Origin of the sequence: Flavobacterium aureirubrum, from assembly GCF_038739835.1 — a bacterium.
Classification (GTDB): domain Bacteria; phylum Bacteroidota; class Bacteroidia; order Flavobacteriales; family Flavobacteriaceae; genus Flavobacterium; species Flavobacterium aureirubrum.
The window spans coordinates 1-25,883 of record NZ_JBCGDO010000024.1 but is presented as its reverse complement, the minus strand read 5'-3'; the positions used below and the strand labels follow the sequence as shown (position 1 = coordinate 25,883).

The following is a 25,883-nucleotide window of genomic DNA, read 5'->3' as shown; positions in this document are numbered from 1 at the left end:
TTTTATAAACGTTAAACCCTAAAATAACCTATGGGATTTTTTGATTTCATGACCGAGGATATCGCCATTGACCTTGGTACCGCAAACACTCTGATAATACACAACGATAAAGTTGTAATTGATAGCCCTTCAATTGTAGCTCGCGATCGAATATCGGGGAAAATAATCGCTGTTGGGAAAGAAGCCAACATGATGCAAGGTAAAACGCATGAAAACATAAAAACCATACGTCCATTGAAAGATGGAGTTATTGCTGATTTTGATGCATCTGAAAAGATGATTTCAATGTTTATCAAAAGCATTCCTGCGTTAAAGAAAAAAATGTTTACACCAGCACTTCGAATGGTGGTTTGTATACCATCAGGAATTACAGAAGTAGAAATGCGAGCAGTAAAGGAAAGTTGTGAGCGTGTAAACGGAAAAGAAGTATATTTGATTCACGAACCAATGGCTGCGGCAATAGGTATTGGTATCGATATTATGCAACCAAAAGGAAACATGATTGTGGACATTGGTGGTGGAACAACAGAAATTGCAGTAATCGCTTTAGGCGGAATTGTGTGCGATAAATCGGTGAAAATTGCAGGTGACGTTTTTACAAATGATATAGTGTATTACATGAGAACGCAACACAATTTATTTGTAGGCGAAAGCACTGCTGAAAAAATCAAAATAACTATTGGTGCGGCAACTGACGATTTAGAAACACCACCAGATGAAATGTCAGTGCAAGGTCGAGATTTATTGACAGGAAAACCAAAACAAGTTGAAGTATCCTATAGAGAAATTGCAAAAGCGTTGGACAAATCTATTCAACGAATTGAGGATGCAATCATGGAAACGTTATCACAAACACCACCAGAATTAGCAGCTGACATCTACAACACCGGAATATACCTTGCTGGTGGAGGTTCGATGTTGCGAGGATTGGACAAACGTATTTCTCAAAAAACAGATTTGCCAGTTTACATTGCCGAAGATCCATTAAGAGCTGTTGTTCGTGGCACTGGAATGGCGCTAAAAAATATCCCTAAATTCAGAAGTATACTTATAAAATAGTATTCAGCACACAGTTTACATTCTACATCTATACAGGTAAATCATGCAGCAAATAGTTAATTTTGTTCTTAAAAACAGTAATCGATTACTGTTTTTGCTGCTTTTGGTGATATCGCTTTCGTTAACTGTTCAGTCTCACTCCTATCATAAAAGCAAAGTCATAAGTTCAGCAAATTTCTTCACTGGTGGCATTTATGACAAGATAAACAACATCGATGAATATTTTAACCTGAGAACTCAAAACGATGAATTAGCTCTTGAAAATGCACGATTAAAATCGCTACTATTTAATTTAAAAGACACTACGAAATTACCCCAAATTGACTCTATTAAAGGAGTTAAAAAAACAGATATTATTGTTTCAAAAGTAATTCGCAATTCTTACAGTGTCTATGAAAATTATTTAACCATCAATAATGGATCTGCATCAGGTATTAAGCCAAACATGGGCGTAATCAACAGTGCTGGAATTGTTGGCATTATTGACAATACTTCTAAAAACTATGCAACTATAATCAGTATTTTGAATGTGAAATCTCAAATCAATGCTAAGATTAAAAAATCGAATCACTTTGGTTCATTGGTTTGGAATGCAAAAAGCACAGGATTTGTGCAATTGATAGATGTTCCTCGACTTGCGAGCGTTCGCAAAGGAGATACTATAGTGACAGGTGGAGAGTCAATAATTTTTCCAGAAAATATTGGCATCGGAACTATTGATAAAGTGTATATCGACAATGTAACCAATTATTACACTTTGGATATAAAATTGTTTAATGATATGACCAATTTAGGTCATGTATATATTATCAAAAACAAAGATGCTTCGGAAATTTCCAACCTAGAAAATCAAACTAAAAAAGATGAATAGCGCTTTGTTAGAAAATAGTGCCCGATTTATCTTGTTGCTCGCAGCACAAGTTTTGATATTCAATAGAATTGATCTTTTTGGATTTATAAACCCTTTCCCTTACATCCTATTTATTATTCTTTACCCTGTCAACGGCAATAAATCAGGATTGCTAGCAGCTAGTTTTCTCTTAGGTTTACTGATGGATATGTTTTGCAATTCTGGTGGTGTTCATGCCGCAGCTTGTATTACGCTTGCTTATTTTAGACCGTCAATTTTTAAGTTTTCTTTTGGGTTAAGTTATGAATATCAAACCGTGAGATTAAACGATACATTAACACCGGAACGTTTTTCGTTTATTTTAATTGCTGTGGTACTTCACCATATAGTGCTGTTTATTTTAGAAGTTTTTAAAATAAGTTTTATTGTAGAAATTATGTGGCGCACTTTTTTAAGTACATTGTTCACAATAATTACCTGTATAATCATAATTTATACCATAAAGCCAAGTAAGCGATGAGAAAAGTTTTATTGCCTACAATAATTTTTGTTACCACTATTTTACTTGTAATTCGTCTTTTTTATTTACAAGTAATTGATGATACTCTACTCGCCAAATCAGATAACAATGCGATTAAAATTAAGTACGATTATCCCGAGAGAGGTTACATTTATGACAGAAATGGCAAACTCTTGGTGGCTAATCAACCTTCCTATGATATCATGGTTATTCCTAGAGAAGTCAAAAATTTAGACACAACAGAGTTCTGTTCCCTATTAAAAATAACCAAAGAAGAGTTTTTAAAAAAAATTGCCAAAGCAAAAGTATATAGTCCACGACTGCCCTCTGTTTTTCTATCACAGCTCAATAAGAAGGAGTATGCGGCATTTCAAGAAATACAACGAAAGTTCAATGGTTTTTATATTCAGAAACGTTCTTTAAGAGATTATCAAGTGGCTGTTGGCGCAAATATTTTTGGATATATTAGAGAGGTCGATGACAAAGTTATAGAAAAAAATAAATACTATAATTCGGGAGATTTAATAGGTCGACAAGGCGTGGAGGAAAGCTACGAAGATATTCTTCGCGGTATCAAAGGAGTAAAATACATTCAAAAAGACAAATACAATCGCGACATAGGTTCTTACAAAGAAGGTAAATTTGATACGATAGCAGTACAAGGAAAAGATATCAATTTAACTATTGATATTGATTTACAAAAATATGGTGAGGAATTAATGATTAATAAGCGCGGCGGAATTGTAGCACTAGACCCAAAAACCGGAGAAATACTTGCCCTTGTGACCGCACCATCTTATGACCCAGCGATTCTAGTAGGACGACAACGTTCTAAAAACTACACCATGTTATACCACGACTCTATTGCAAAACCATTGTACGATAGAGGACTTTTAGCGGAATATACACCAGGTTCACCGTTTAAAATACTAACGGGCTTAGTAGGTTTACAAGAACAAGTGATTGACGAAACCACTTCTTTTGTGTGCCATCACGGCTTTAGTTATGCTCGTGGCCGATTTATGAAATGTCACGACTCGGGTGTATCGGTTTTGCACAATGGTTTTTACAACTCATGCAATACTTATTTTGCCAATGTTTACATGCGAACCATAAATAAATATGCGATACCTTCAGTTGGAGTTGATAATTGGAGTAAACATTTAAAAAGCTTCGGCTTGGGTCAATTTATGGGTTATGATTTGCCAACAGGGAAAAAAGGAAATTTACCTACTTCTAAAACCTACAAAAAAATGTATCCAGGTTGGGGTTGGGACAGTAAAACAATTGTTTCAAATTCCATCGGACAAGGTGAAGTGTTGATGACGCCTATTCAATTGGCAAACATGATTGCAACGGTCGCCAATCGAGGGTATTATTACACACCTCATATTATCAAAAAAATCAAAGGAGGCGTTATTGACAAAAAGTTCAGAACAAAACATGTAACAACCATCGATAAAAAATATTTTGAACCTGTTATCAGTGGTTTATTTGATGTGTATAATCTGGGAACCGCCAGAGGATTGAATGTCGAAGGAATTGATATTTGTGGAAAAACAGGTACCGCAGAAAACTATGCAAAAATTAACGGTAAAAGAGTAAAACTTCAAGACCACTCTATCTTTGTAGCTTTTGCCCCAAAAGATAATCCTAAGATTGCCATTGCAGTATTTGTAGAAAATGGATATTGGGGCGCACGATGGGCAGGACCAATAACAAGTTTGATGATTGAAAAATACATCAAAAGAAAAATTACGCGTAAAGACCTAGAAAAAAGAATGCTCGAAGGAAGTTTACAAAGCGAATACAATAAATACATCGCAAAACCAATCGTAGATACTTTAATTAAAACTAAAGTAACAACAGCATCAGTAGTCAAACAGCCTATCAAAAAAGAAAAAGAAATTAAAATCTCTGATTCCGTTAGAAATTAATTTCTACAACTTATGAAAAATCAAAGTGTAACAAATAATTTGGACTGGATAAGTATAGTAATCTATATTACAATGGTGATATTAGGTTGGCTCAACATTTATTCTTCTTCATTATCTTCTGTTCCCGATGAAACTTCCATCTTTGATATTTCTCAAATATATGGCAAACAATTTTTGTTCATTGTGCTCTCATTTCCATTAATTTTTGTGGTACTATCAGTAGATGGAAAATTTTATGAAAAATTCTCTAGTGTAATTTATGTCATCGGGTTATTAGCGCTAGCAGGATTATTTGTTTTTGGAAAAACCGTTAAAGGACAAGCCAACTGGTATTCGTTTGGTGCTTTTGGGCTACAACCCTCAGAGTTTGTAAAAGCCGCTACTTCATTGGCTTTAGCTAAATATTTGAGTGATGTGCAAGTCAATTTAAAAGATGTCAACAGACAAATTCAAGCCCTAGGAATAATCTTTCTACCGCTAGTACTAATAGCTGTTCACGATCCAGGAAGTGCTCTAATCTTTAGTGTTTTCATCTTGGTACTCTACAGAGAAGGCTTGCCATCATGGTACTTGTGGACAGGCTTTATTGCCTTATTACTTTTTGTATTTGCCCTAATTTTAAAACCGTGGGTTTTATCGGGTATTGCATTAGCAATTATACTTTTAGTGTACTTCCGAAGCAGAATTGTCAACCGCAACTGGATTGCAAGTGCCCTAATTTTTATAGCCATTAGTGGATTTGTGTTTTCGGTTGATTATGTTTTTGAAAACGTATTCAAACAACACCATCGCGATCGTTTCAATATCCTTTTAGGCAAAGAAGTAGACATGAAAGGCATTGGATATAATACCAATCAATCCGAAATTGCTATTGGCTCAGGTGGTATTTTTGGAAAAGGATATCTCGAAGGCACACAAACCAAAGGCGGATTTGTACCCGAACAACATTCTGATTATATCTTTACAACCGTGGGTGAAGAATGGGGATTTTTAGGTTCGTTATCTGTAATTGCGCTTTTCGTTTTCTTAATCATCCGGATTATTTATCTCGCCGAACGACAAAAAACAAAATTCAGTCGAGTCTACGGCTATTGCGTAGCCAGTGTTTTATTTATCCATTTCTTTGTAAATATCGCCATGGTAGTTGGAATTTTCCCTACTATTGGCGTACCACTGCCGTTCTTTTCCTATGGTGGCTCAGGATTATGGGGATTTACTATTTTACTTTTTATCTTCCTAAAAATGGATGCCAATAAAGTGAATGAGTGGTAAAAAAGTTTTTAAAACTTCATGATGGATTTATCGCAAAATTCACAATAAATCGAACGGTTGTTATAACCAGTGCTTATTTTTTATTTCTTTCCAATAAGTATTGACTGTCTTCCTGATGTACTTCATTTCCTTGCCAATCTTCTTTCTTCAACACCACTTTTTTTCTTTCGATAATTTTTTTGCCAATGCTTTTTGTATAAACTATAGTATCCTGCTCTTGTCGTATTTCTTCAAAAAATGCAATTTCTCTTTTATTTTTTTTTAGGTTTACGTAGCCAAAACTATAATTTCCTTTACCCATTTTCCACATAAATGAAATTCTGTTTTTTTCTTTATCAAATTCAACATTTGTTCCACTGAATAATCTTGAATATTCAAATTTTTTGTTTTTAGGATTGAAAAGGTAAACTTCATAAGTTTCATTAGCTCCAGCAGCTGCTCTTTCGATAAGAATTTTGAAATCGCAATAACCATCAAAGTCGATATCTTCACATTCCAAATCGTATGTAGAATGAGTTTTTAAGTAATCGATAGTTTTAATACTTTGCAGATTATTTGAATTTTCAACTTCATTAGCCGTTTGAAATAGTATATTATCGGAACTTACTATTCTTAAAACTTCATTAAGTATAAGAATGTTATTGCCATATTTATCTCCTTGTTTTACTTGCTTAACCTTAAACTCCCAACAACATTTAATGCCATTGACTTCAAAAGGCAATGCTTTAACTAATAAGATGCTGTCATTTTTTATTTGAATTGGATTTATACTTTCGTTTTTCGAATTGTCTTTCGTTACTGTGTCAACGATGACTTTATTTTCAATGATTTTATTTTCTTGTGTGTTTTTACAGCTAACAATAGAGAGGACTGCTAGAAAGAACAATAGATTTTTCATCACATCGCTAGTTTTTGAATGACTTATTTTTTTTCTCGTAGTCAGATTTAATTTGTTCTAAATCATAACCAGGCCAATGATTAGGATATTTTTCAATAAATTTTTCTATTGCGTTATAATCTTCTGTTGTCTGTTTCATTTCCAAATAGTTTCGAAAGTCATCAGGAATTTCATCTTTTACAAAGTGTAATTTATAAATACCGTAACTTTCGCCAGTAGTGTTGCCGTAAAATTTATCTATGATTGCATATAATGCATTTTCCTTGTAAAATAGAGATTTAATTTTAATCTTATTAGATTTCAAACGTCTATTCCAAAATGTGACTTCTGTGATGTCCTTCACTTCATAAATACTAAAGTTCTCATCATCATTTGTTTCTATTATTACATTTTCTTTAAAATAATAATATTGCCTGTCCGGAATTAAAATATAGTCAAATTCATTTGTGTAAGACGAAAAATTATTTTGGCTAACATTATCTAAACTTTCTATTTTTTCAATAAAGCAATTAAAAGAGTTCTTTTTAAATAATTCCCAATTCCCATTGATTTTAGGTTGATATTTTTTGAATTTATTATCAGTTAAATATTTTAAATCATAGATGTGTTGTGGAATTTTAAAAGTGCCTTTCATAAAAGGAATACTGTCTAGAATAACATCCTTGCTTCTGAAACTAGGGGTCAAAATTTTCATAGTATCTTTTTTAAAAATGATATCTAAGTAGAAATCTTCAGAAACCATTCCACCCACAGGTGTACCTTTAGGAGTTATTTGATAAAAATTTGGGAAATCATAAGGTTTTTGACTTTCCAACTGAGTATACTTTCCAGTAGTAATTTTCCAATTTTTATCAAACAAATTAATGATTTTACCATCTTTATAGACTTTGAATTTTAAAATTCCCGAATAGGCACCCGGTTGCGAAAAAACAAGTTCGCCCGAAAAAAAATATAAGAGTAAAGAAATGTAAAAAAATTTCATTTTTGCGTCATTTTTGTGGCTTCAACTGGTATTGTCTTTAACATGTATATCCACAAACCAAAAATTGGCCAACCCAGCCAAAATTGATGATATGTTCAAATGTTTATGCTCCCAAAATTAGCAAAAATTATATCAAAAATCATCAAAAAACCAAAATAATAATGTAAATAACTTACAAAAAAACGTTACTTTACTCAAAACCATCGTTACTCAGTCAACCTACATCGTTACTCAGTCTACCTAAATCGTTACTCAGTCTACTTACATCGTTACTCAGTCTACCTACATCGTTACTCAATCTACCTACATCGTTACTCAGTCTACCTACATCGTTACTCAGTCTACTTACATTGTTACTCAGTCTACCTATATCGTTACTCGGTCTACTTACATTGTTACTCAGTCTACTTACATCGTTACTCAGTCTACCTACATCGTTACTCAGTCTACCTAAATCCTGACACTGTTATTTGAATTGCTTACCATAGCTTTCAAAAGATAAAAAACACCAAAAAAAAACGTCCTGATACTTCAGGACGTTTTGTTTACTGCTAGCGGTGCTTATGATTTAACGAGCTTATCTTTTTTCATCTTAGTAGACAATCCTTTCTTATTCTCCGATTGCAAATCATTTAAAATATGAATAGCTTCTTCAATATAAATATCCTTCGACAAACTTTCGTGCCATCTCTCTCTTTTCTCCTTCAATACGCTGTCTTTACTCATGCTTTCCAGTTCATAAGGCAACGATTTAAATTCAAAAGCATTTTTATAATCCACTATCGATTTATATTTTTTGCTTTTATCCTCTAATGCTTTTTGCTCCGCTTTAAATTTATCAATATGTAGGCTATATACATTTTCTTTATCGCGCTGATCAAGCCATTTCGCATTCTCATCAATCAACTTGATTTGCGCATTATTTTTCATTCGTGCTTTGCTTTCGGCGATGGCCAAATCAAAGTTATTTTGTTTATTCCAAATGCTATAATTCGCCGCATCTATTTTATCCCATGGCATAGCATTATCAATATCACGTTCACCCATTTTTAAATAAGCATATCTATCCGGAATGGCCACATCACTTTTCACTCCTTCTAATTGCGTTGAACCACCATTTATTCTGTAAAACTTTTGAGTAGTTGTTTTCAAAGCACCTAAATCGCCGTACGTGCTACCACGAACAAACTGGTTCAAATCGATTACATTTTGAACTGTTCCTTTACCATACGATTGTTTACTACCAATGATAACACCGCGTTTATAATCTTGAATAGCTGCCGCTAAAATTTCTGAAGCTGATGCCGAAAATTCATTAATCATCACAACCAACGGACCATCCCATTGTACTTTCGCATCTCTATCATAAAGCACTTCTTTTTTTCCTGCCGCCGATTTTATTTGAACTATTGGTCCTTGCTCAATGAATAAACCAGCGATATCAACCACTGTTTTCAATGAACCACCACCATTATCTCTCACATCCATTACAATACCTTGTACGCCTTCATTTTTCAGACGTTCCACTTCTAACGCAACATCTTTCCCGGCATCACGACTATTTACATCTTCAAAATTGATATAAAACTTAGGCAAATAAATAACCCCATATTTGTAACCATCTTTCTCTACAATACTCGATTTTACGTAGGTTTCTTCTATCTCAACCTCATCTCTAATAATGCTAATAACCTTAATTGTTCCATCGGTTCGCTTCACGGTTAGCCTCACTTCTGTTCCTTTTGGTCCTTTTATTTTCTTCACTACATCATCAAGGCGCATCCCAACCACATCTACAGGTTCAGCATCAGCTTGTGCCACTTTTAAAACCACATCTCCTGCCTCAAGCTGCTTTCCTCTCCACGCTGGTCCACCCGAAATTAATTCTGATATTTCAGTAAAGTCGCCTTTCTTTTGTAAACGCGCTCCGATTCCTTCTAATTTTCCACTCATGCTCACATCAAAACGCTCTTTTTCAGTTGGTGCCATATAAGAAGTATGAGGATCAAAGCGGGAGGCAATCGCATTTACATATACAGAAAACCAATCTTCTCTCGTTAAATCTGAAATAAAATTAAAATTATCATTCAGAGAATTTAGGGTACTTTCTCTCGTTTCTTTCTCTAATTGTTCAAACGACTTTACTTCAACTTTTTTATCAGTAGTATTATTTTTCAGCTTGTCCTCTTCTAGTTTTTGCTTTTCTACCAGTGATGATAATGCCGAAAGTTTTAATTGCAAACGCCATCTTTCTTTTAATTCCTGCGTATTTTTTGCAAAAGGCATCGTTTCATAATCGGTATTGAAACTTTCGTCCTTTTTATAATCAAACGGCTCAGCTAGCGCATCTTTATAGTAACTTTCTGTCTCGTTCATTCTTTTTACCAAGCGATTATAGGTCAATTCAAAGAACGTTAATTCCCTGTCCTTAATTTGCTCGTCTAATTGTGTTTCATATTTCGAAAACTCATCAATATCCGATTGTAAAAAGAACCTTTTTGAAGGATCTAGTGCGTTGATGTAATCTTTATAAACGCCTTTGGAAAAAGAATCGTCTATTTCAGATGGACTGTAATGTCCTTTTTCGATAACAAAAGTTAATAATTCTATCAACAATTTATCTTTTTCGGGATCAGACGCTTTTTCATTTGGAATAAAACTCCATAATGCCACTGATAAAGCTGCAATTATCAGAATGACTTTATAATTTCTTTTCATAAACTGAATTATATTATTCATTAAATATTTGGTTCTAAAGTAAACAAAAAAATCAATAATTATCTATTGAACTATTTTCTGCAAAAAAACAAAATGTATTTTATGTTACTGCCTAAGTTTTCAAAGTTATAAAAAATGTAACTCCACAAAACCCTAAAAAAAGTTAATTTTGTCTTTTCTTTGATTGGTACAAAAACTGTGCTATAAAATAATTTTTACAAATAAAACAAATGACAACAAAACCAACAATACTTGTTACCAATGATGATGGAATAAATGCACCGGGAATTAGAGCTTTAATTGATGTGATGTCGGAAATAGGCGATGTTGTAGTTGTAGCTCCAGATAGTCCACAAAGTGCGATGGGACACGCCATCACGATCAATAATACATTGTATTTAAACAAAGTTTCTGCCGAAAATGCTATAGTTACTGAATATGCTTGCTCAGGAACGCCAGTAGATTGTGTAAAATTGGCAGTTAACGAAATTTTGAAAAGAAAACCCGATTTATGTGTATCGGGAGTAAATCATGGGTCAAATTCCTCCATCAACGTGATTTATTCGGGAACGATGAGTGCTGCTGTCGAAGCAGGAATTGAAGGAATTCCGGCCATTGGTTTTTCTTTATTAGATTATTCTTGGAATGCCGATTTTGAAAGTATAAAACCATTTATCAAAAAAATAGTTCTAGAAGTTTTAGCCAAAAAATTGGCAGAAGGAACCGTTTTAAATGTAAATTTTCCAAAACTGAATCAAGAAGAAATCAAAGGCATTAAAATTTGCCGACAAGCAAAAGCCATTTGGATGGAAAAATTTGACAAACGACAAACACCATACGGCAAAGATTATTATTGGTTAACGGGTGAATTTGTTAATCAAGACAAAGGCGAAGACACCGATGAATGGGCTTTGGCCAACGGTTATATTTCTGTGGTTCCGGTTCAATTTGATTTAACAGCGCATCATGTTATTGCACAACTTAATACTTGGGATTTATAACTGCTAATTATCGGTTGCTATTTATCTAAAATAAATTAAAAAAATACATGAAATATTATATCATAGCAGGAGAAGCATCGGGTGATTTACATGGTTCAAACTTGATGAAGGAACTTTTTAAAGCCGACTCTAATGCTGAAATAAGATTTTGGGGTGGAGATTTGATGGACGATGTAGGCGGAACTTTAGTAAAACACTATCGTGAACTGGCTTTTATGGGTTTTGCGGAAGTGGTACTTAATTTAAAAACTATTCTAAACAACATAAAATTTTGTAAAGAAGATATCCTAAAATTCAATCCTGATGTGATTATTTTTATAGATTATCCTGGTTTCAATATGCGTATTGCCAAATGGGCAAAGAATTTAGGCATTAAAACTCATTATTATATCGCGCCACAAATTTGGGCTTGGAAAGAAAATCGCATCAAAGAAATTAAACGAGATTTTGATAAACTTTTTGTTATTCTTCCGTTTGAAAAAGAGTTTTTTGAGGTAAAGCACAATTTTCCTGTAGATTTTGTTGGTCATCCACTAATTGATGCGATTCATAATCGTGAAAAAACAGATGAAATCACTTTTAGAAAAAATTATCACCTCAATGAAAAACCAATAATAGCACTTTTACCTGGCAGCAGAAAACAAGAAATTTCAAAAATGCTACAAATCATGTTGAGCATTGTTCCCGATTTTCCCGATTATCAATTTGTGATTGCTGGTGCGCCAAGTCAGGAGTTTTATTTTTACGAACAATTTTTAACAGATAAAAATGTCAAATTTATTTCCAATAAAACGTATGATTTGTTGAGTATTGCAACCGCGGCATTGGTCACATCAGGAACGGCAACTCTTGAAACTGCTTTGTTCAAAGTGCCAGAAGTAGTTTGCTATAAAGGAAGTTGGCTTTCTTATCAAATCGCAAAACGCATCATAACATTGAAATATATTTCACTTGTTAATCTCATTATGGATGAAGAAGTCGTGACTGAACTTATTCAAGATAATTTCAATACAAAAAATGTAAAAAGAGAACTTTCAAAACTATTAGATGAGACATATCGGAAGCACTTATTAAAAAAATATGATGAGTTAGAAGCCAAACTTGGCGGCGATGGTGCAAGCCAAAAAACTGCTAAATTAATCCTAAAAGATTTGAAGTAGTTGGTTTTAACTTTTTAAAATGTATATTTGTACATCTTAAAATAATAAATGAAACACCTAATTAAAATAACCCTTTTACTACTAGTTTGTTCAAGCAACGCTTTTGCTTTGAACGATTTAGGGGTTTCAGTTTTAATTAAAAGTGATTTTCTTTATTTAACAGAAACGGATACAATTAAAAATCCGACTACCGATCCTAAGAAAACCGATCCTAGAAAAAAGTTTGCCCTTAATTACAAAAATGCCGATGACATTATTATTGATGACGAAAATGACAATTATGTCGCAAATCAATTAATCAATGTGGCTTCTGATAATTTAGGTGTGGTGTATAAATCAGGAGGAACATCCAAAAATGGTTTTGATTGCTCGGGATTGGTTTATTCAACTTTTTCCAAATTCAATTTAACTTTACCGCGTTCTTCACATGAAATGGCAACTGTTGGTCAAAAAATAGAGCCACAAGATGCTAAAAAAGGAGACTTAATTTTCTTTATCAACAGAGGTCAGAAAAGAATCAATCATGTTGGTATGGTTGTAGACGTTTGTGGTGACGAAATAAAATTTATTCATTCCTCTACTCAAAGTGGTGTAATCGTTTCTTCATTAAAGGAATCATATTACCAAAGAACATTTACACAAATCAATCGCGTTCTAGAATAATTTTTTCTTGTATAATTGAATTATTTTATAGTAATTTGATTACATGAAAATATTAGAATTTCCATTAGCTAAAATCTCTATTGCTTTCATACTAGGGATTGTTAGTTATTCTTTTTTTAATCCAACTCCGAAATTAGCTTTTGGCAGTCTTTTTGCCAGCTTGTTACTTTTGTTTTTTTTTCACTTTAGAGGTAAAAAACATGGCAGTTTTAAAATCGCTTTTGGTTTCATAACATTTTTATCTTCTTTTTTAATAGGAATATCAAGCGTAATAATCCATAAAGAAACATTTAAACCTCATCATTACTCAAACCAGATTAAAGATGTAGAAAGTAATCATGTGTTTCAAGTGCAACTTGATGAAAAAATTAAAAATACCCAAAAAAACACTAGATATATTGCGACAATACAAAGCATTGACGGCAATAAAAGTACTGGAAAAATAATTTTAAACATCAAAAATCCCAATCAAGTTGATAGCATAAAAATTGGAACAGAGTTAAGTGTAATCGGACTACTTTACAAAAACAAAGGTGCGTTTAATCCCCATCAATTTGATTATGGAAAATATTTAGAAAGGCAAGAAATCTATGCCCAGATTTATACCGCTGAAAACCAAATAGAAATTACAGGAAAAGCAGAAACAATTTGGTCCCGATTTTCAAATTTCAGAGCAAAAATTATTCAAAATTTAAAACTTTCTAATTTTGCAACCGAAGAATTAAACATCTTAATTGCATTACTACTTGGTCAACAACAGGATATTTCCCCAGAAATTTTGAAAGATTATCAATTTGCTGGCGCGGTTCATATATTGTCAGTCTCAGGATTACATGTTGGTTTTATATTAATGTTTATCACATTTTTATTAAAACCTTTGTCTAATTCAAAAAAGAGTTCCTACCTCAAGCTAATCATTATTGTTTTATCACTTTGGGCTTATGGAATATTAGCTGGACTATCACCGTCAGTTGTGCGGTCAGTTACAATGTTTTCTTTTGTTGCAGTTGGAACTCATCTTCGAAGAACGGTACATGTTTTTCACACCTTACTAGTTTCAATGTTACTAATTTTATTGTGTAAACCGTCATTCCTATTTGATATTGGTTTTCAATTGAGTTATTTGGCGCTATTTTTTATTCTCTGGTTACAACCTTTATTATCAAAAATGTGGCAACCTAAAAATAAAATTGTTTCCTACTTTTGGGATATCGTGATTGTTTCATTTGCTGCTCAAATTGGCGCAATGCCATTGAGTATATATTACTTCCATCAGTTTCCAGGATTATTCTTTGTTACAAATCTTATCATTCTACCATTACTGGGTGTAATTATGGTCATTGGATTATTAGCAATAGTTGTCGCAGGCTTTAGTACAGTTCCTTTTTTCATCGCACAACCTTTAGAATTCTTGATCAAAATAATGAATTTGACCATTCACTGGGTAGCAAGTTTTGATGACTTTGTATTCAAAAATATCTCATTTAATTCGGAAATGTTATTCATTTCTTATTTGATAATCATTTTTGCTATATTATGGATTAAAAAAGGAGAATTCTACTTGCTAATTATAACATTATCAAGCGTTGCATTACTTCAGTTTGCATTTATTTATAACAAATATAAAACCGAAAGTACAAACGAGCTAATTGTTTTTAACACAAAAAAACAAACTATAATTACCGAGAGAATAAAAGAAAATGTAACCGTTTATAGCAATGATAGCATTTTAGAAAATATTGATAATAATCTGGCTATTCAATCTTATCTAGTTGGTAATTTTTGTAAAATTGGCACAAAAAAGAATGTCGAAAATCTACTTTATTTTAAGAATAAGAAAATTTTAATACTTGATAGTTTAGGCGTTTATTCAAATAATCTCAAACCAGATATAATAATAATTACAAATTCGCCTAAAATTAATTTAGATCGCGTGTTTCAAAACTGGAAACCAGAACAAGTTGTCGTCGATGGATCAAATTATAAAAGCTACGCTCGTTTATGGGAAGCGACTTGTAGAAAAGAAAAAATCCCTTTTCACGATACAAATGAAAAGGGATTTTACAAACTTTAATATAATAAATACTAACTATTTTTTTTGTTTTAAAATTCCATCTGCTCCAGCTAACCAAGCATTTGGTCCACCAGCAACATAACCTGTACTTCCAAGCTGTTCTAGATTTACTTTACCGTCTTTAGTTGTTGGTTTCACAAACCAAACTGTTGGATAACCTCTCACGCCTAAAGCTTGTTGTAACTCCATGTTTTGTTTCTGAATTTCAGGTGTTTGAGCAGTTTTTCTCGGAAAATCCAATTCAACAAGAATTACATTTTTCTTTGCCCATTTTGCAAAATCTGGCGTTTTTAAAACTTCTTTTTGCAAACGGATACACCATCCACACCAATCGCTACCGGTAAAAAATAATAAAAGTGGTTTTTTAGACTTTTTAGACATTTCAGTTGCCTTTTTCATGTCTGTGTGCCAAGTTAAGTCTTGTGCTTGTATTGTTAATGATCCTAAAACGAGGAGTAACGTTATTGCTAATTTTTTCATGATATAATTTTTTTTCAAATATAACAAAAAGAATGCCAAAACAAATATTGGTTATCTTACTTCTTGCATCAATTTTTTGACTAACGGTGAGATTATTATCAAGAGTACGCCAGCGATTAAGGCATAAATTGCCAATTGCTGATAACCATCAGCATAAGTATTTAATTTTTCTAAATTGGTTGCATTTTCAGACGCTTCAGCAATATTTGCGCCCAATAATCCCGCGAAATATTGACCATAAGCACTGGCTAAAAACCACATTCCCATGATGACCGCTTGTGTTTTTTGTGGAGAAAGTTTCGTCATGGCTGACATCCCAATTGGTGATAAACAAAGTTCCCCAAAAGTGATGATAAACCATCCGAAAGTAAAAATCCCTAAAGAAGTTCTTCCGTTTAAATCGGCAAAAAATTTAGTGTAGTAAAAAATCCAAAAACCACCTGCAAGGAATATAAATGCTAATCCAAATTTGATTACAGTATTAGGTTCTATTTTTCGTTTTGCCATCCATAACCACACCAATCCAACCAATGCTGCAAAACCAATTACAAACAATGAATTGGCTGAATTATTAACGCCATTTGGGCTTAGTTGAACTCCTAAAATTTCATTATTTAAATTGTTGGCTGCAAACAGGCTTAATGAACCGCCACTTTGCTCAAAAAATGCCCAGAAAAAGATGGAAAAAATTATAAATATCAATGCTGCCAAAAGTTTCTTGTTCTCAACGGCTGAAAAGTTTTTCATTTCGTAGAACAAATACAAAATAGATGCTGGACCAATAATCATCATAAAATAATCCGTGTAGACAGTATTAGCGACCATTATTATAATGATTGGAACAATAGCTAATGAACCTACAAAAGTTAGTATTTCGTATAATTTCTTTTTCGATTTCTCAACATTCAATAAAGGTGATAATCCAATATTGCCAAGACTTTTTTGAGTTTGAGTGAACGTAAGTAAACTTATAATCATTACAAGTGCTGCAAATCCAAAACCAATATTCCATCTGAGATTTTTGGGAACTAATGACTGCCAAAGCGAACCTTCGGCAACCGCAATACAAATATATCCGCCAATTAAAGCTCCAAGATTTACACCCATATAAAAGAACGAAAATCCGGCATCGCGTCTTGGATCATCATTTCTATAGAGTTGTCCTACCATAGATGAAATATTGGGTTTAAAAAATCCTGTTCCAACAATTGTAAAACCTAATCCGATAAAAAAGAAACTCTTTGGATTGACAGCAAGTATAACACTTCCGATAATCATTAAAATTCCTCCCCAAAAAAGTGATTTTCTTAAACCGAGAATTTTATCAGCAAATAATCCTCCAATAAATGTAAAAGCATAAACCCACGCTTGCGTTGCGCCATATTGTAGATTGGCAATCTTTTCATTCATTCCTAAATGTTGCACCATAAAAACCACTAACATGCCTCGCATTCCATAAAAACAAAAACGCTCCCACATTTCAGAAAAGAATAAATACCAAAGCTGTTTTGGATATTTCCCTTTAAAATCTTGAATTTGTTCTAGTGATTGCATATCTAATTTTCTTTTTCAAATCGAATTCTATCATGATTTATGATATCTATTAAATCTTCTTCTCTTGGCATATATAACATATATTGGCTTGCAAATAAACTATCGTTATCATTTAATACTGAATATTTCACAATAGTTTCATCTTTTTCTGTGCATAATAAAATTCCAACAGTTGGATTATCATCTTTGCCTTTTTTCAAGTCGTCATACATACGCACATACATATCTATTTGTCCTATATCTTGGTGCGAAAGTTTATCAGTTTTCAAATCAATGATTACAAAGCACTTGAGCACGTAATTATAAAAAACTAAATCAATAAAAAAATCGGAAGTTTCCGTTGCTATGTGCTGTTGTCGGGCTACAAAAGCAAATCCTTTTCCAAATTCTAACAAAAACTTTTGAATATGATCTATAATAGCAGTTTCAATTTCAAATTCAGTATTTTTTTCATTAGAAGATAGTCCTAAGAATTCAAAAATATATGGATCTTTTAAAATGGTATGTATTGTATTTTTTTCGCCTTCGTCTTTTGAATATAACATTCTATTGAAAGTCAATGTTTTTATTTGTCGTTCGAGTTGTCTGTAATTCCAACCATTTTCTGCTGCTTCGTTAAGATAAAAAAGTCTTTGTTCCTCATCTTCAATTTTTGACAATTTTCTATAGTGTGTCCAACTCAATTTGTGACACAATGCGTCACGAATTGGAAATGACCTGTAAAAAATTCGCATATTTCGCAAATTACTTTCGTCAAACCCCTTTCCAAATTCTAAAGTGAGTTGCTTAGAAATGTTTTTTAATAAGTTACTTCCATAAACCGCCCGCGAGCTTCCGTTTTGTTCTTCTTCAACAATTATTTTGCCTATTTGCCAATAGGTTTCTAACAAAACTGTATTGACAGCACGGTAAACTCGTTCACGCGACTGTGAAATTACTTCACGGATAGATTGATAAAAAACTTCGTTTGAAATATTCATTTTTAATTTATTCCGTGATCTTTCATTACTTTATTTAAGTTTTTAACTAATGCAAACATTAAAACTGTTGCAAACATCAACAATCCAAAGTTTACCCAAAAGAAATTGGCTTTGTCATCATAGGTATCCCACATACTAGCTAAAACGCCACTAAGTTTATTTCCTATCGATGTGGCTAAAAACCAGCCACCCATCATTAAAGCGGTGATATTTTTTGGAGATAATTTAGAAACTATTGACAATCCCATCGGACTAAGAAATAGCTCTCCGATTGTAATAATTCCATAATTGGCAACTAGCCACCACACCGAAACTTTCTCGGTTCCATTATTTCCAATATGAACTGCAGCAACCATCACTAGCACCGATAAGGCGGAAATTAATAATCCAAAAGCAATTTTCGTTGGCGTTGATGGTTCTTTTTTTCTGCTTCGCAAATAAGTGAAAAACGCAACAATTAAAGGCGTCAAAATGATAACCCAACCCGGATTTATGGATTGGCTTAAACTAGTTACCCAAACACTTATTGTACTTCCTTCTTGTGGTAAAGTTTCTTTTGATGCGTTTCTGAAATAAACAGGATAATCTACCACTTTTTTTACTTCGCCATTTTCTTTTTGAAGTCGAAATTTATCATCATATAACTCGGTCTCTGCTTTTTTGTATTCTATTTCTTTAGATTGTACCAGTGTAGCAAACACTTTTTCTGTAGTTCCAGTTACTTGTCTATCTGTATATCGATCTGCCCATGTGTTGAGTGCTGAACCGTTTAATTTGAACACCGCCCAAAATAAAATTACTACAGCAAAAATAGAAAGCAATGCTCCAATTTGTCTTTTCTCATCAACTTTGGCTTTGAAATACAAACTAGCATAAAAGAAAATCACGGGAAGACAGGCAAAAATAAATGCATCAGTACTATCGGAACCAAAAAAGGCACTATCCACATTAATATCAGATTGAACTCCTTTTATCAACCATCCAATAATTCCAAAAACCACTGATGGCACTAAAATGTATAATACAATTTTAGAAAATGGCATATCGCCTTGTTGAATTCCTTTCTTTTCGGTTTTATTTCCATAATGCTTTGTTCCTAAAAGAAATACAATAACCCCAATAAACATTCCAACTCCCGCTGCCATAAACGCGTATTGCCAACCTAAAAGAATTTGTAATGCTGCGCCAAAAAAATTACAAACAAAAGCACCTACATTAATTCCCATATAGAAGATGTTATATCCTTCATCTTTCTTTTCTTTGAATTGCTCATCATTATAGAAATTACCAAGAAGTGTAGAAATATTGGGCTTAAAAAATCCGTTTCCTAAAATTACTAAAGTCATGGCAAGATAAAGCATTGGTAAACTATGGATTCCCATCATGAAATAGCCTGCGCCCATCATTAAACCCCCAATAACTATCGATTTTTTGTATCCCAAATATCTATCGGCAACTAAACCGCCAATGAATGGTGTTAAAAATACTAAAGCGATGAAAGTTCCATACAAGTCTGAAGCTTCTTTTTCGGTCATGGCAAATCCAGCTTCTACATCTTTAAGATATAGCGTAAAAATTCCAATCATTAAATAGTAGCCAAAACGTTCCCACATTTCGGATAAGAATAAATAAGGCAATGCTTTAGGATGACTTTTCCACATAGTAATTAAGATTTAAAAAACAAACCCACAAGGACTTCTTGTGGGTTTGAAAGATATAAAAATATTTTTAAAAATAATTAGCGAACACCGTGCATCATTTTCTTAATAAATGGCGTTAGTAGAAATAAAATCAAAGAAGCAATTCCACAAAGCACGACAAATACCATAAAGAATTCGTATAATGTTTTGATTGTAAATCCCGCAAATTTTGGATACGAAACACTGATTACTTTGTTTTCCTTAATAATCTCTAATTCTTGAGCGGTAAATGCTGTATCTCTAATAGTTAAATTACTAACGAACTCTTTTTGATTTTTAAGTGCAACCTCTTTTTGATTTTTATATTCAGCGATATTTTTTATTTTTTTATCAATATCTAATTTCAACTCTTTTGCCTTTTCCTTATCAATTTTTGCTAGATTTAATTTTGCTAACGTAAACAACTCTGCGCCATTTGCTACTTTTTCCTCGTCTAAAATTGCCTTAAAATCAACATTTTGTTTCTCAGCAGCAAGATATTTGTCGCCAGTTGGAGGAAGAATTGAACCTAAAGTTCCAGACAAAGCATATCCTGCAGCACTAGAAATAAAGAAAACACCATAAGCCAATGAAGCAAAACGTTTCGGAGCTAATTTACCAACTAATGATAATCCGATTGGAGATAAACATAATTCAGCAAACGTTTGAATTAAGTATAACAAAATCAACCATTTAATAGCAAGCAAACCCGAGTTTCCTAGATCTTTTACGTTATTTGCAATGATGAAATAACTTACTGCAATTAATAATAAACCGATTGATTGTTTTACTGTAGAAAGTGGTTCTCTGTTTTTCGCTCTCAATTTATCCCAAAGAACACTGAATGGAAAGGCAAAAATAACGACAAACAATCCGTTAAAAATTTGAACCATAGAAGCCGGCATTTGCCAACCAAAGAGAAAAGTTCTATCGGTTTGATTATCGGCAATGAAAGTTAAAGATGAACCAGCTTGTTCAAATGCTGCCCAAAAGAAAATAATGAAGAACGACATGATGTAAATTACCCAAATGCGTTGTGTCTCTACTTTTGTCAAAGTGCTGTCTAATAAGATCAATGTTGCTAGTGAAACTCCACTTGCATAAATAAATGGATAAATATATATTTTAACCACATTTTCCCCTTCAGTAAAGTAATTAAAAACAAAGAAAACAACCGCAAAAACTACAAGCGCAGTGATAATTGATTTCATTGAAAATTCAGCTTTTTGCGATTCACCTTCTTCATAATCACCAGCGTCGTTTCCTGATGGAACGCCACCAATTGCTTTACCTTCTGGTGTGATAACATATTTATTTTTTAAGAAAAAGAAAATAGCCGTTCCGATAATCATAGCGATTGATGCTGCCAAAAAACCCCATTTGAAAGCATGAATATCTCTAATTCCGCCTGAGTCTTTTACATCACCAATAAGTGGACAAATAAACTGACCTAAAAAAGCACCAATATTAATTCCCATGTAGAAAATAGTAAAAGCTGTATCCAATTTAGATTTTTCTTGTTTTGGATATAAACTTCCTACCATTGAAGAAATATTTGGTTTAAAAAAACCATTCCCAAAAACTATTACCCCTAATGCAATCCACATTAAGGTATTTGCTAAGCTTAAATTTGTACTAAAAACACTCGCACTAAAAAACAACATTAACTGTCCAATTGCCATCATTACTCCCCCAATCATGATACAATTTCTGTTTCCAAAGAAACGATCTGAAATAAATCCTCCAAGCATTGGTGTTAAATAACAAAGACCAAGAAATCCGCCATAAATTATTGATGCTTCTTCTTCTTTCATCATCAACGAATTCACCATAAACAAGGTTAAGATTGCTCGCATTCCATAGAAATTGAATCGTTCCCACATTTCGGTTCCAAATAATACCCAAAGTCCTTTTGGATGTCCTGTTTTTACTTGTTCACTCATAATTATTGTTTTAGTTTTGGTTTAGTTGAATTTATATTTTAGTGATTTAATTACTTTTTGTAACCAATTTTACTTCTTTCACTTTGAGTTGCAATTTCTTTGTTTTCGGTCAATAAAAACTGAATTGCTTCGAAAATATCTTCAAATTGACTATCGTATTTTGTTTCTAATTCTTTTAGCTGACTTTGCAAATTATCTATGTTTACTATTGCTTTCCGCAATGCTACAAATGCTCTCACTATAGCAATTTTCATTTTCCTCGCTTTTGGGCTTCTTAAAACACTTGCTAACATTGTAACTCCGTGTTCGGTAAAAACATACGGCAAAGCTGTTTTAGGTCTTTTTGATGTCATCACAGATTGTGATGACATGATTACAATCTGTGATGATGAAACTTCATCCCATTCCTCTTTTGTTAATCTGAACATAAAATCTTCAGGGAAACTTTCAATATTTCTTTTAATGGCTTGATTCAAAACACGAGTTTCAACTTCATAAAGTTCGGCCAAATCATAATCTAGCATAACCTTAATACCGTTTACCACATAAATCTTATTTTGAATTGAAACTAACTGCATTTTTACAACTTCTCTTTAATATAATTTGTCATTTTATTATACAATTGTATTCTAGTTTTTCCGCCATAAATCCCATGGTTTTTATCAGGATAAATTGCCCAATCAAATTGCTTATTGGCTTGAACTAACGCTTCAATCATTTGCATAGAATTTTGAACATGAACATTATCATCGGCTGTACCATGAATTAGTAAAAAGTTTCCTTTCAGTTTACTCACGTGATTAATTGGTGAATTATCATCATATCCACTTGCATTCTCTTGCGGTGTTGTCATGTATCTTTCGGTGTAAATGCTGTCATAAAAACGCCAATTGGTAACTGGTGCAACGGCAATTGCCATTTTGAACACATCAGCACCTTTGAAAAGACAATTGCTCGACATAAATCCACCATATGACCAGCCAAATATACCTATTCTTGTTTTGTCAACATAGGAATAATTTCCAATCACTTTTGCAGCGTCAATTTGATCTTCTACCTCAAATTTCCCTAATTCCTTTTGTGTACATTTCTTGAAAGCTGCGCCTTTGTAACCCGTTCCGCGACCATCAACACAAGCCACAATATAACCTTGTTGCGACAACATCATGAACCACATATCGTTTGTATCTAACCAATTATTAGCCACTTCTTGCGAACCTGGACCCGAATATTGATACATAAAAACAGGATATTTTTTTGAAGCATCAAAATCTTTAGGCTTAATCATCCACGCATTTAGTTTATGCCCTTTTTCGGTTGTCAATTCAAAAAACTCTTTGTTTGGCAAATCATATTTTTTTAATTTTTCTGCCAATGCCGTATTGTTTACAATTTCTTGTGCCAATTTGCCATCTTTTGAATTGTTTAAAGTAAATGTTGGCGGAACAGTTGCGCTAGAGAAAGAGTTGATAAACAATGAAAAATCTGGACTGAAAGTTGCTGCATTTGTCCCAACTTGTGAAGATAGTTTTACTTTCTTCTTTCCGTCTAAACTAATTTTGTACACATCTCTAACAATGGAACCATTTTCAACTGATTGATAGAATACTGTTTTTGTTTTTTCGTCAAAACCATAGTAATTGGTTACTTCCCAATTGCCTTTGGTTACTTGATTTTTTAATTTTCCGTTTTTATCATATAAATAAATATGATTGAAACCGTCTTTTTCTGAAGTCCAAATAAAACTGTTGTCTTTTAAGAATGTTAAATTATCAGTAACATCCACATAGGCTTTATCTTTTTCGTTCAAAACTACTTTTGCAGCTCCCGAAGTTGCATCTACAAATAATAAATCTAAATTATCTTGATGACGGTTTAAAACTTGTGCCGACAAAATATTTGCATCATTTGTCCATTTTAATCTAGCGATATAAAAGTCATTATAATTACTCAAATCGATGGTTTTGCTATTTTTAGATATCACATCATAAACATGTAACGAAACTAGAGCATTCTTCTCTCCTGCTTTTGGATACTTGAAGGTTTCGGCAGTTGGGTACAAATCTTTTTTATACAAATCCATTGAAAACTGTGGCACTTCGGTTTCATCAAATCGAATATATGCTAACTTTTTACTATCAGCACTCCAATCAAATGCTCGAACAAATGCAAATTCTTCTTCATAAACCCAGTCTGTAATTCCATTAATGATTGCGTTTTTCTTTCCATCCGAGGTAACTTGAGTAATGCTCTTTGATGAAACATCATAAATAAAAAGATTGTTTTCTTTGGCAAAACCAATTTTTGTTCCGTCGGGAGAAAATATAGGTTCTTGTACTTGTTCTAAAATTTTGGTCAATTTTTTTGTAGCGATGTCATACAAATAATAATCGGCCGTGAACGAGCGACGGAATATTGGATTTGAATTATTTGCCAATAAGATTTGTTTCTCATCAGTACTGAAAACATAACTGTCAATGCCATCCTTCAGTTCTAAAAAATTTTTGGTATCGATAAAAGTATTCACTTTTTTCAGTGTTGCAAAATCATACAGATCTAATTGCATCGTTCGTGAACCTCTATCAAAATTAAGAACAGTATATTGATTGGTATTTTTCATGGATTGCAATTCATCCATAGATTTAGCTCTAAAAGTGCCGGCATATATTTCTTCTACCGATAGTTTTTGCTGTGCTACAGCGATAAAGCATGATAAAAGGAAAACAACAAGTATTGATTTTGATTTCATTAAAATTGATTTTTTAAAAACTGTCAATTTTAGTGAAAAAATTAGAATTATACACGCTTTTTTACTACAAATACAATTTCAAAAGTTTTTTATCTTTCAAAATTACCGATTAAACAAAAAACCCATCAACTTTTCAGCGATGGGTTTCAGTGGTACCTCCAGTCCCGACACTTCGGGAGAACCAAAGACACATGGATTGTACTTATTTTTTAGAGAGAATATCTGTCAAAATAGCTGGATTGGAAATAATCTTTGCAATAAATATTTTACTTTTCATTCTTTTGATAAATTTTTCAAGATAAATCGCATCACTCCTGGTGTCAAGTGCTAACTTTAGACAAAGTTCCCAATCATTCGCAATCTTACTAAATGAGCCTTTATAAGCATGCTCATTATGTTTCAATATTCTTTCTTCTACATTGTGGCTTTCTCCAACATAGTATTTATCAACTGTTTTTGAATATAATATATATAAACAATGCATAGTCTAGATTTAACAAAAAACCCATCAACTTTTCAGTGATGGGTTTCAGTGGTACCTCCAGTCCCGAAGCTTCGGGAGAACCACGGACACATGTATTATTTTTTCTTTTTTAAAAGAATATCCAGCAGAATATCAGGATTGGATATAATCTTCTCAATAAACACTTTGCTTTTCATTCTTTTAATAAATTTCTCAAGATAAATAGCATCACTACTAGTATCAAGTGCTAACTTTAGACACAGTTCCCAATCATTCGCAATCTTACTAAATGAGCCTTTATAAGCATGCTCATTATGTTTCAATATTCTTTCTTCTACATTGTGGCTTTCTCCAACATAGTATTTATCAACTGTTTTTGAATATAATATATATAAACAATGCATAGTCTAGATTTAACAAAAAACCCATCAACTTTTCAGTGATGGGTTTCAGTGGTACCTCCAGTCCCGAAGCTTCGGGAGAACCACGGACACATGTATTATTTTTTCTTTTTTAAAAGAATATCCAGCAGAATATCAGGATTGGATATAATCTTCTCAATAAACACTTTGCTTTTCATTCTTTTAATAAATTTCTCAAGATAAATAGCATCACTACTAGTATCAAGTGCTAACTTTAGACACAGTTCCCAATCATTCGCAATCTTACTAAATGAGCCTTTATAAGCATGCTCATTATGTTTCAATATTCTTTCTTCTACATTGTGGCTTTCCCCAACATAATATTTATCAACTGTTTTTGAATATAATATATATAACCCGTTGGGTGTAATTAAATTATTTGATTTTTAATATTGTTTATTGGTCTATCAAAAATGAATTTATTGATATATTGAACCAATGTTAATGCTGTTATTTTGGCTAAAATTCTTGTTTTAAAA

General features: G+C 32.8%; 22 protein-coding genes and 1 pseudogene. 9 read left to right on the top strand and 14 right to left on the bottom strand.

Translation table 11 applies throughout. The features are described 5' to 3' along the window. The first annotated feature begins 30 nt into the window (after positions 1 to 30). The 5 genes from WFZ85_RS13980 to rodA are packed head-to-tail and all read left to right on the top strand — an operon-like array spanning position 31 to position 5,638. Positions 31 to 1,059, top strand: a complete 1,029-nt coding sequence (locus WFZ85_RS13980) for a rod shape-determining protein (protein WP_342696906.1) — start codon at positions 31 to 33, stop codon at positions 1,057 to 1,059. Between the two features lie 43 nt (positions 1,060 to 1,102). Then, positions 1,103 to 1,930 (top strand): rod shape-determining protein MreC, encoded by an 828-nt coding sequence (gene mreC, locus WFZ85_RS13975; protein ID WP_342696905.1) that lies wholly within the window; start codon positions 1,103 to 1,105, stop codon positions 1,928 to 1,930. Beyond that, entirely contained in the window at positions 1,923 to 2,429 is a 507-nt protein-coding gene (locus WFZ85_RS13970; protein WP_342696904.1) for a rod shape-determining protein MreD, read from the top strand. Before mreC ends, WFZ85_RS13970 begins: the two co-directional genes overlap by 8 nt. Continuing rightward, positions 2,426 to 4,366, top strand: coding sequence for a penicillin-binding protein 2 (gene mrdA, locus WFZ85_RS13965; RefSeq protein ID WP_342696903.1), 1,941 nt, complete (start codon positions 2,426 to 2,428; stop codon positions 4,364 to 4,366). Before WFZ85_RS13970 ends, mrdA begins: the two co-directional genes overlap by 4 nt. Positions 4,367 to 4,378: 12 nt before the next feature. After that, the gene (gene rodA / locus WFZ85_RS13960; protein WP_342696902.1) at positions 4,379 to 5,638 is read left to right on the top strand and encodes a rod shape-determining protein RodA; all 1,260 of its coding nucleotides are present in this window, start codon (positions 4,379 to 4,381) and stop codon (positions 5,636 to 5,638) included. Positions 5,639 to 5,711: 73 nt separating this feature from the next. Here rodA and WFZ85_RS13955 read toward each other — a convergent pair whose 3' ends face one another. From WFZ85_RS13955 to WFZ85_RS13945, 3 genes are all read right to left on the bottom strand, one after another. Continuing rightward, positions 5,712 to 6,536 (bottom strand): XAC2610-related protein, encoded by an 825-nt coding sequence (locus WFZ85_RS13955; RefSeq protein ID WP_342696901.1) that lies wholly within the window; start codon positions 6,534 to 6,536, stop codon positions 5,712 to 5,714. Positions 6,537 to 6,543: 7 nt separating this feature from the next. Next, the gene (locus tag WFZ85_RS13950) at positions 6,544 to 7,518 is read right to left on the bottom strand and encodes a hypothetical protein (RefSeq protein ID WP_342696900.1); all 975 of its coding nucleotides are present in this window, start codon (positions 7,516 to 7,518) and stop codon (positions 6,544 to 6,546) included. A 561-nt stretch (positions 7,519 to 8,079) separates the two neighbouring features. Then, positions 8,080 to 10,257, bottom strand: coding sequence for a carboxy terminal-processing peptidase (locus WFZ85_RS13945; protein ID WP_342696899.1), 2,178 nt, complete (start codon positions 10,255 to 10,257; stop codon positions 8,080 to 8,082). Positions 10,258 to 10,466: 209 nt separating this feature from the next. On the opposite strand from WFZ85_RS13945, the gene surE reads away from it, so the two are divergent. The 4 genes from surE to WFZ85_RS13925 are packed head-to-tail and all read left to right on the top strand — an operon-like array spanning position 10,467 to position 15,134. After that, positions 10,467 to 11,237, top strand: coding sequence for a 5'/3'-nucleotidase SurE (gene surE, locus WFZ85_RS13940; protein WP_342696898.1), 771 nt, complete (start codon positions 10,467 to 10,469; stop codon positions 11,235 to 11,237). A gap of 47 nt (positions 11,238 to 11,284) precedes the next feature. Then, positions 11,285 to 12,397, top strand: coding sequence for a lipid-A-disaccharide synthase (gene lpxB / locus WFZ85_RS13935; RefSeq protein WP_342696897.1), 1,113 nt, complete (start codon positions 11,285 to 11,287; stop codon positions 12,395 to 12,397). A gap of 48 nt (positions 12,398 to 12,445) precedes the next feature. Beyond that, complete coding sequence (locus WFZ85_RS13930; protein ID WP_342696896.1) at positions 12,446 to 13,060, top strand: C40 family peptidase; 615 nt, start codon at positions 12,446 to 12,448, stop codon at positions 13,058 to 13,060. Positions 13,061 to 13,103: 43 nt separating this feature from the next. Next, a complete protein-coding gene (locus WFZ85_RS13925; protein ID WP_342696895.1) occupies positions 13,104 to 15,134 on the top strand; it encodes a ComEC/Rec2 family competence protein in 2,031 nt (676 codons plus the stop codon). A 15-nt stretch (positions 15,135 to 15,149) separates the two neighbouring features. Here the strand turns inward: WFZ85_RS13925 and WFZ85_RS13920 are convergent, their stop codons facing one another. The 11 genes and pseudogenes from WFZ85_RS13920 to WFZ85_RS13870 form a co-directional block, all read right to left on the bottom strand. Continuing rightward, positions 15,150 to 15,614, bottom strand: coding sequence for a thioredoxin family protein (locus WFZ85_RS13920; protein ID WP_342696894.1), 465 nt, complete (start codon positions 15,612 to 15,614; stop codon positions 15,150 to 15,152). A gap of 51 nt (positions 15,615 to 15,665) precedes the next feature. After that, positions 15,666 to 17,168, bottom strand: a complete 1,503-nt coding sequence (locus WFZ85_RS13915) for a peptide MFS transporter (RefSeq protein ID WP_342696893.1) — start codon at positions 17,166 to 17,168, stop codon at positions 15,666 to 15,668. 2 nt (positions 17,169 to 17,170) lie between these two features. Then, positions 17,171 to 18,148 (bottom strand): PDDEXK nuclease domain-containing protein, encoded by a 978-nt coding sequence (locus WFZ85_RS13910; RefSeq protein WP_342696892.1) that lies wholly within the window; start codon positions 18,146 to 18,148, stop codon positions 17,171 to 17,173. A gap of 2 nt (positions 18,149 to 18,150) precedes the next feature. Next, positions 18,151 to 19,809 (bottom strand): peptide MFS transporter, encoded by a 1,659-nt coding sequence (locus WFZ85_RS13905; protein WP_342696891.1) that lies wholly within the window; start codon positions 19,807 to 19,809, stop codon positions 18,151 to 18,153. A 77-nt stretch (positions 19,810 to 19,886) separates the two neighbouring features. After that, positions 19,887 to 21,770, bottom strand: a complete 1,884-nt coding sequence (locus WFZ85_RS13900; protein WP_342696890.1) for a peptide MFS transporter — start codon at positions 21,768 to 21,770, stop codon at positions 19,887 to 19,889. Between the two features lie 50 nt (positions 21,771 to 21,820). Continuing rightward, positions 21,821 to 22,348 carry an ORF6N domain-containing protein gene (locus WFZ85_RS13895; RefSeq protein ID WP_342696889.1) on the bottom strand — a complete coding sequence of 176 codons (528 nt, stop codon included), beginning with the start codon at positions 22,346 to 22,348 and terminating at the stop codon, positions 21,821 to 21,823. A 2-nt stretch (positions 22,349 to 22,350) separates the two neighbouring features. Further along, complete coding sequence (locus WFZ85_RS13890; protein WP_342696888.1) at positions 22,351 to 24,519, bottom strand: S9 family peptidase; 2,169 nt, start codon at positions 24,517 to 24,519, stop codon at positions 22,351 to 22,353. A 202-nt stretch (positions 24,520 to 24,721) separates the two neighbouring features. Beyond that, positions 24,722 to 25,003 (bottom strand): GIY-YIG nuclease family protein, encoded by a 282-nt coding sequence (locus WFZ85_RS13885; RefSeq protein ID WP_342696887.1) that lies wholly within the window; start codon positions 25,001 to 25,003, stop codon positions 24,722 to 24,724. Between the two features lie 95 nt (positions 25,004 to 25,098). Beyond that, positions 25,099 to 25,386, bottom strand: a complete 288-nt coding sequence (locus WFZ85_RS13880; RefSeq protein ID WP_342696886.1) for a GIY-YIG nuclease family protein — start codon at positions 25,384 to 25,386, stop codon at positions 25,099 to 25,101. A 95-nt stretch (positions 25,387 to 25,481) separates the two neighbouring features. Beyond that, positions 25,482 to 25,754 (bottom strand): GIY-YIG nuclease family protein, encoded by a 273-nt coding sequence (locus WFZ85_RS13875; protein WP_342696918.1) that lies wholly within the window; start codon positions 25,752 to 25,754, stop codon positions 25,482 to 25,484. Positions 25,755 to 25,774: 20 nt separating this feature from the next. Next, positions 25,775 to 25,883: pseudogene (locus tag WFZ85_RS13870) on the bottom strand (IS982 family transposase); the annotation flags it as partial.

What these genes read in the sequence shown, in the direction of transcription:
- WFZ85_RS13980 (WP_342696906.1), top strand. Translation starts at nt 31, where the DNA reads ATGGGATTTTTTGATTTCATGACCGAGGATATCGCCATTGACCTTGGT.
- mreC (WP_342696905.1), top strand. Translation starts at nt 1,103, where the DNA reads ATGCAGCAAATAGTTAATTTTGTTCTTAAAAACAGTAATCGATTACTG.
- WFZ85_RS13970 (WP_342696904.1), top strand. Translation starts at nt 1,923, where the DNA reads ATGAATAGCGCTTTGTTAGAAAATAGTGCCCGATTTATCTTGTTGCTC.
- mrdA (WP_342696903.1), top strand. Translation starts at nt 2,426, where the DNA reads ATGAGAAAAGTTTTATTGCCTACAATAATTTTTGTTACCACTATTTTA.
- rodA (WP_342696902.1), top strand. Translation starts at nt 4,379, where the DNA reads ATGAAAAATCAAAGTGTAACAAATAATTTGGACTGGATAAGTATAGTA.
- WFZ85_RS13955 (WP_342696901.1), bottom strand. Translation starts at nt 6,536, where the DNA reads ATGAAAAATCTATTGTTCTTTCTAGCAGTCCTCTCTATTGTTAGCTGT.
- WFZ85_RS13950 (WP_342696900.1), bottom strand. Translation starts at nt 7,518, where the DNA reads ATGAAATTTTTTTACATTTCTTTACTCTTATATTTTTTTTCGGGCGAA.
- WFZ85_RS13945 (WP_342696899.1), bottom strand. Translation starts at nt 10,257, where the DNA reads ATGAATAATATAATTCAGTTTATGAAAAGAAATTATAAAGTCATTCTG.
- surE (WP_342696898.1), top strand. Translation starts at nt 10,467, where the DNA reads ATGACAACAAAACCAACAATACTTGTTACCAATGATGATGGAATAAAT.
- lpxB (WP_342696897.1), top strand. Translation starts at nt 11,285, where the DNA reads ATGAAATATTATATCATAGCAGGAGAAGCATCGGGTGATTTACATGGT.
- WFZ85_RS13930 (WP_342696896.1), top strand. Translation starts at nt 12,446, where the DNA reads ATGAAACACCTAATTAAAATAACCCTTTTACTACTAGTTTGTTCAAGC.
- WFZ85_RS13925 (WP_342696895.1), top strand. Translation starts at nt 13,104, where the DNA reads ATGAAAATATTAGAATTTCCATTAGCTAAAATCTCTATTGCTTTCATA.
- WFZ85_RS13920 (WP_342696894.1), bottom strand. Translation starts at nt 15,614, where the DNA reads ATGAAAAAATTAGCAATAACGTTACTCCTCGTTTTAGGATCATTAACA.
- WFZ85_RS13915 (WP_342696893.1), bottom strand. Translation starts at nt 17,168, where the DNA reads ATGCAATCACTAGAACAAATTCAAGATTTTAAAGGGAAATATCCAAAA.
- WFZ85_RS13910 (WP_342696892.1), bottom strand. Translation starts at nt 18,148, where the DNA reads ATGAATATTTCAAACGAAGTTTTTTATCAATCTATCCGTGAAGTAATT.
- WFZ85_RS13905 (WP_342696891.1), bottom strand. Translation starts at nt 19,809, where the DNA reads ATGTGGAAAAGTCATCCTAAAGCATTGCCTTATTTATTCTTATCCGAA.
- WFZ85_RS13900 (WP_342696890.1), bottom strand. Translation starts at nt 21,770, where the DNA reads ATGAGTGAACAAGTAAAAACAGGACATCCAAAAGGACTTTGGGTATTA.
- WFZ85_RS13895 (WP_342696889.1), bottom strand. Translation starts at nt 22,348, where the DNA reads ATGCAGTTAGTTTCAATTCAAAATAAGATTTATGTGGTAAACGGTATT.
- WFZ85_RS13890 (WP_342696888.1), bottom strand. Translation starts at nt 24,519, where the DNA reads ATGAAATCAAAATCAATACTTGTTGTTTTCCTTTTATCATGCTTTATC.
- WFZ85_RS13885 (WP_342696887.1), bottom strand. Translation starts at nt 25,003, where the DNA reads ATGCATTGTTTATATATATTATATTCAAAAACAGTTGATAAATACTAT.
- WFZ85_RS13880 (WP_342696886.1), bottom strand. Translation starts at nt 25,386, where the DNA reads ATGCATTGTTTATATATATTATATTCAAAAACAGTTGATAAATACTAT.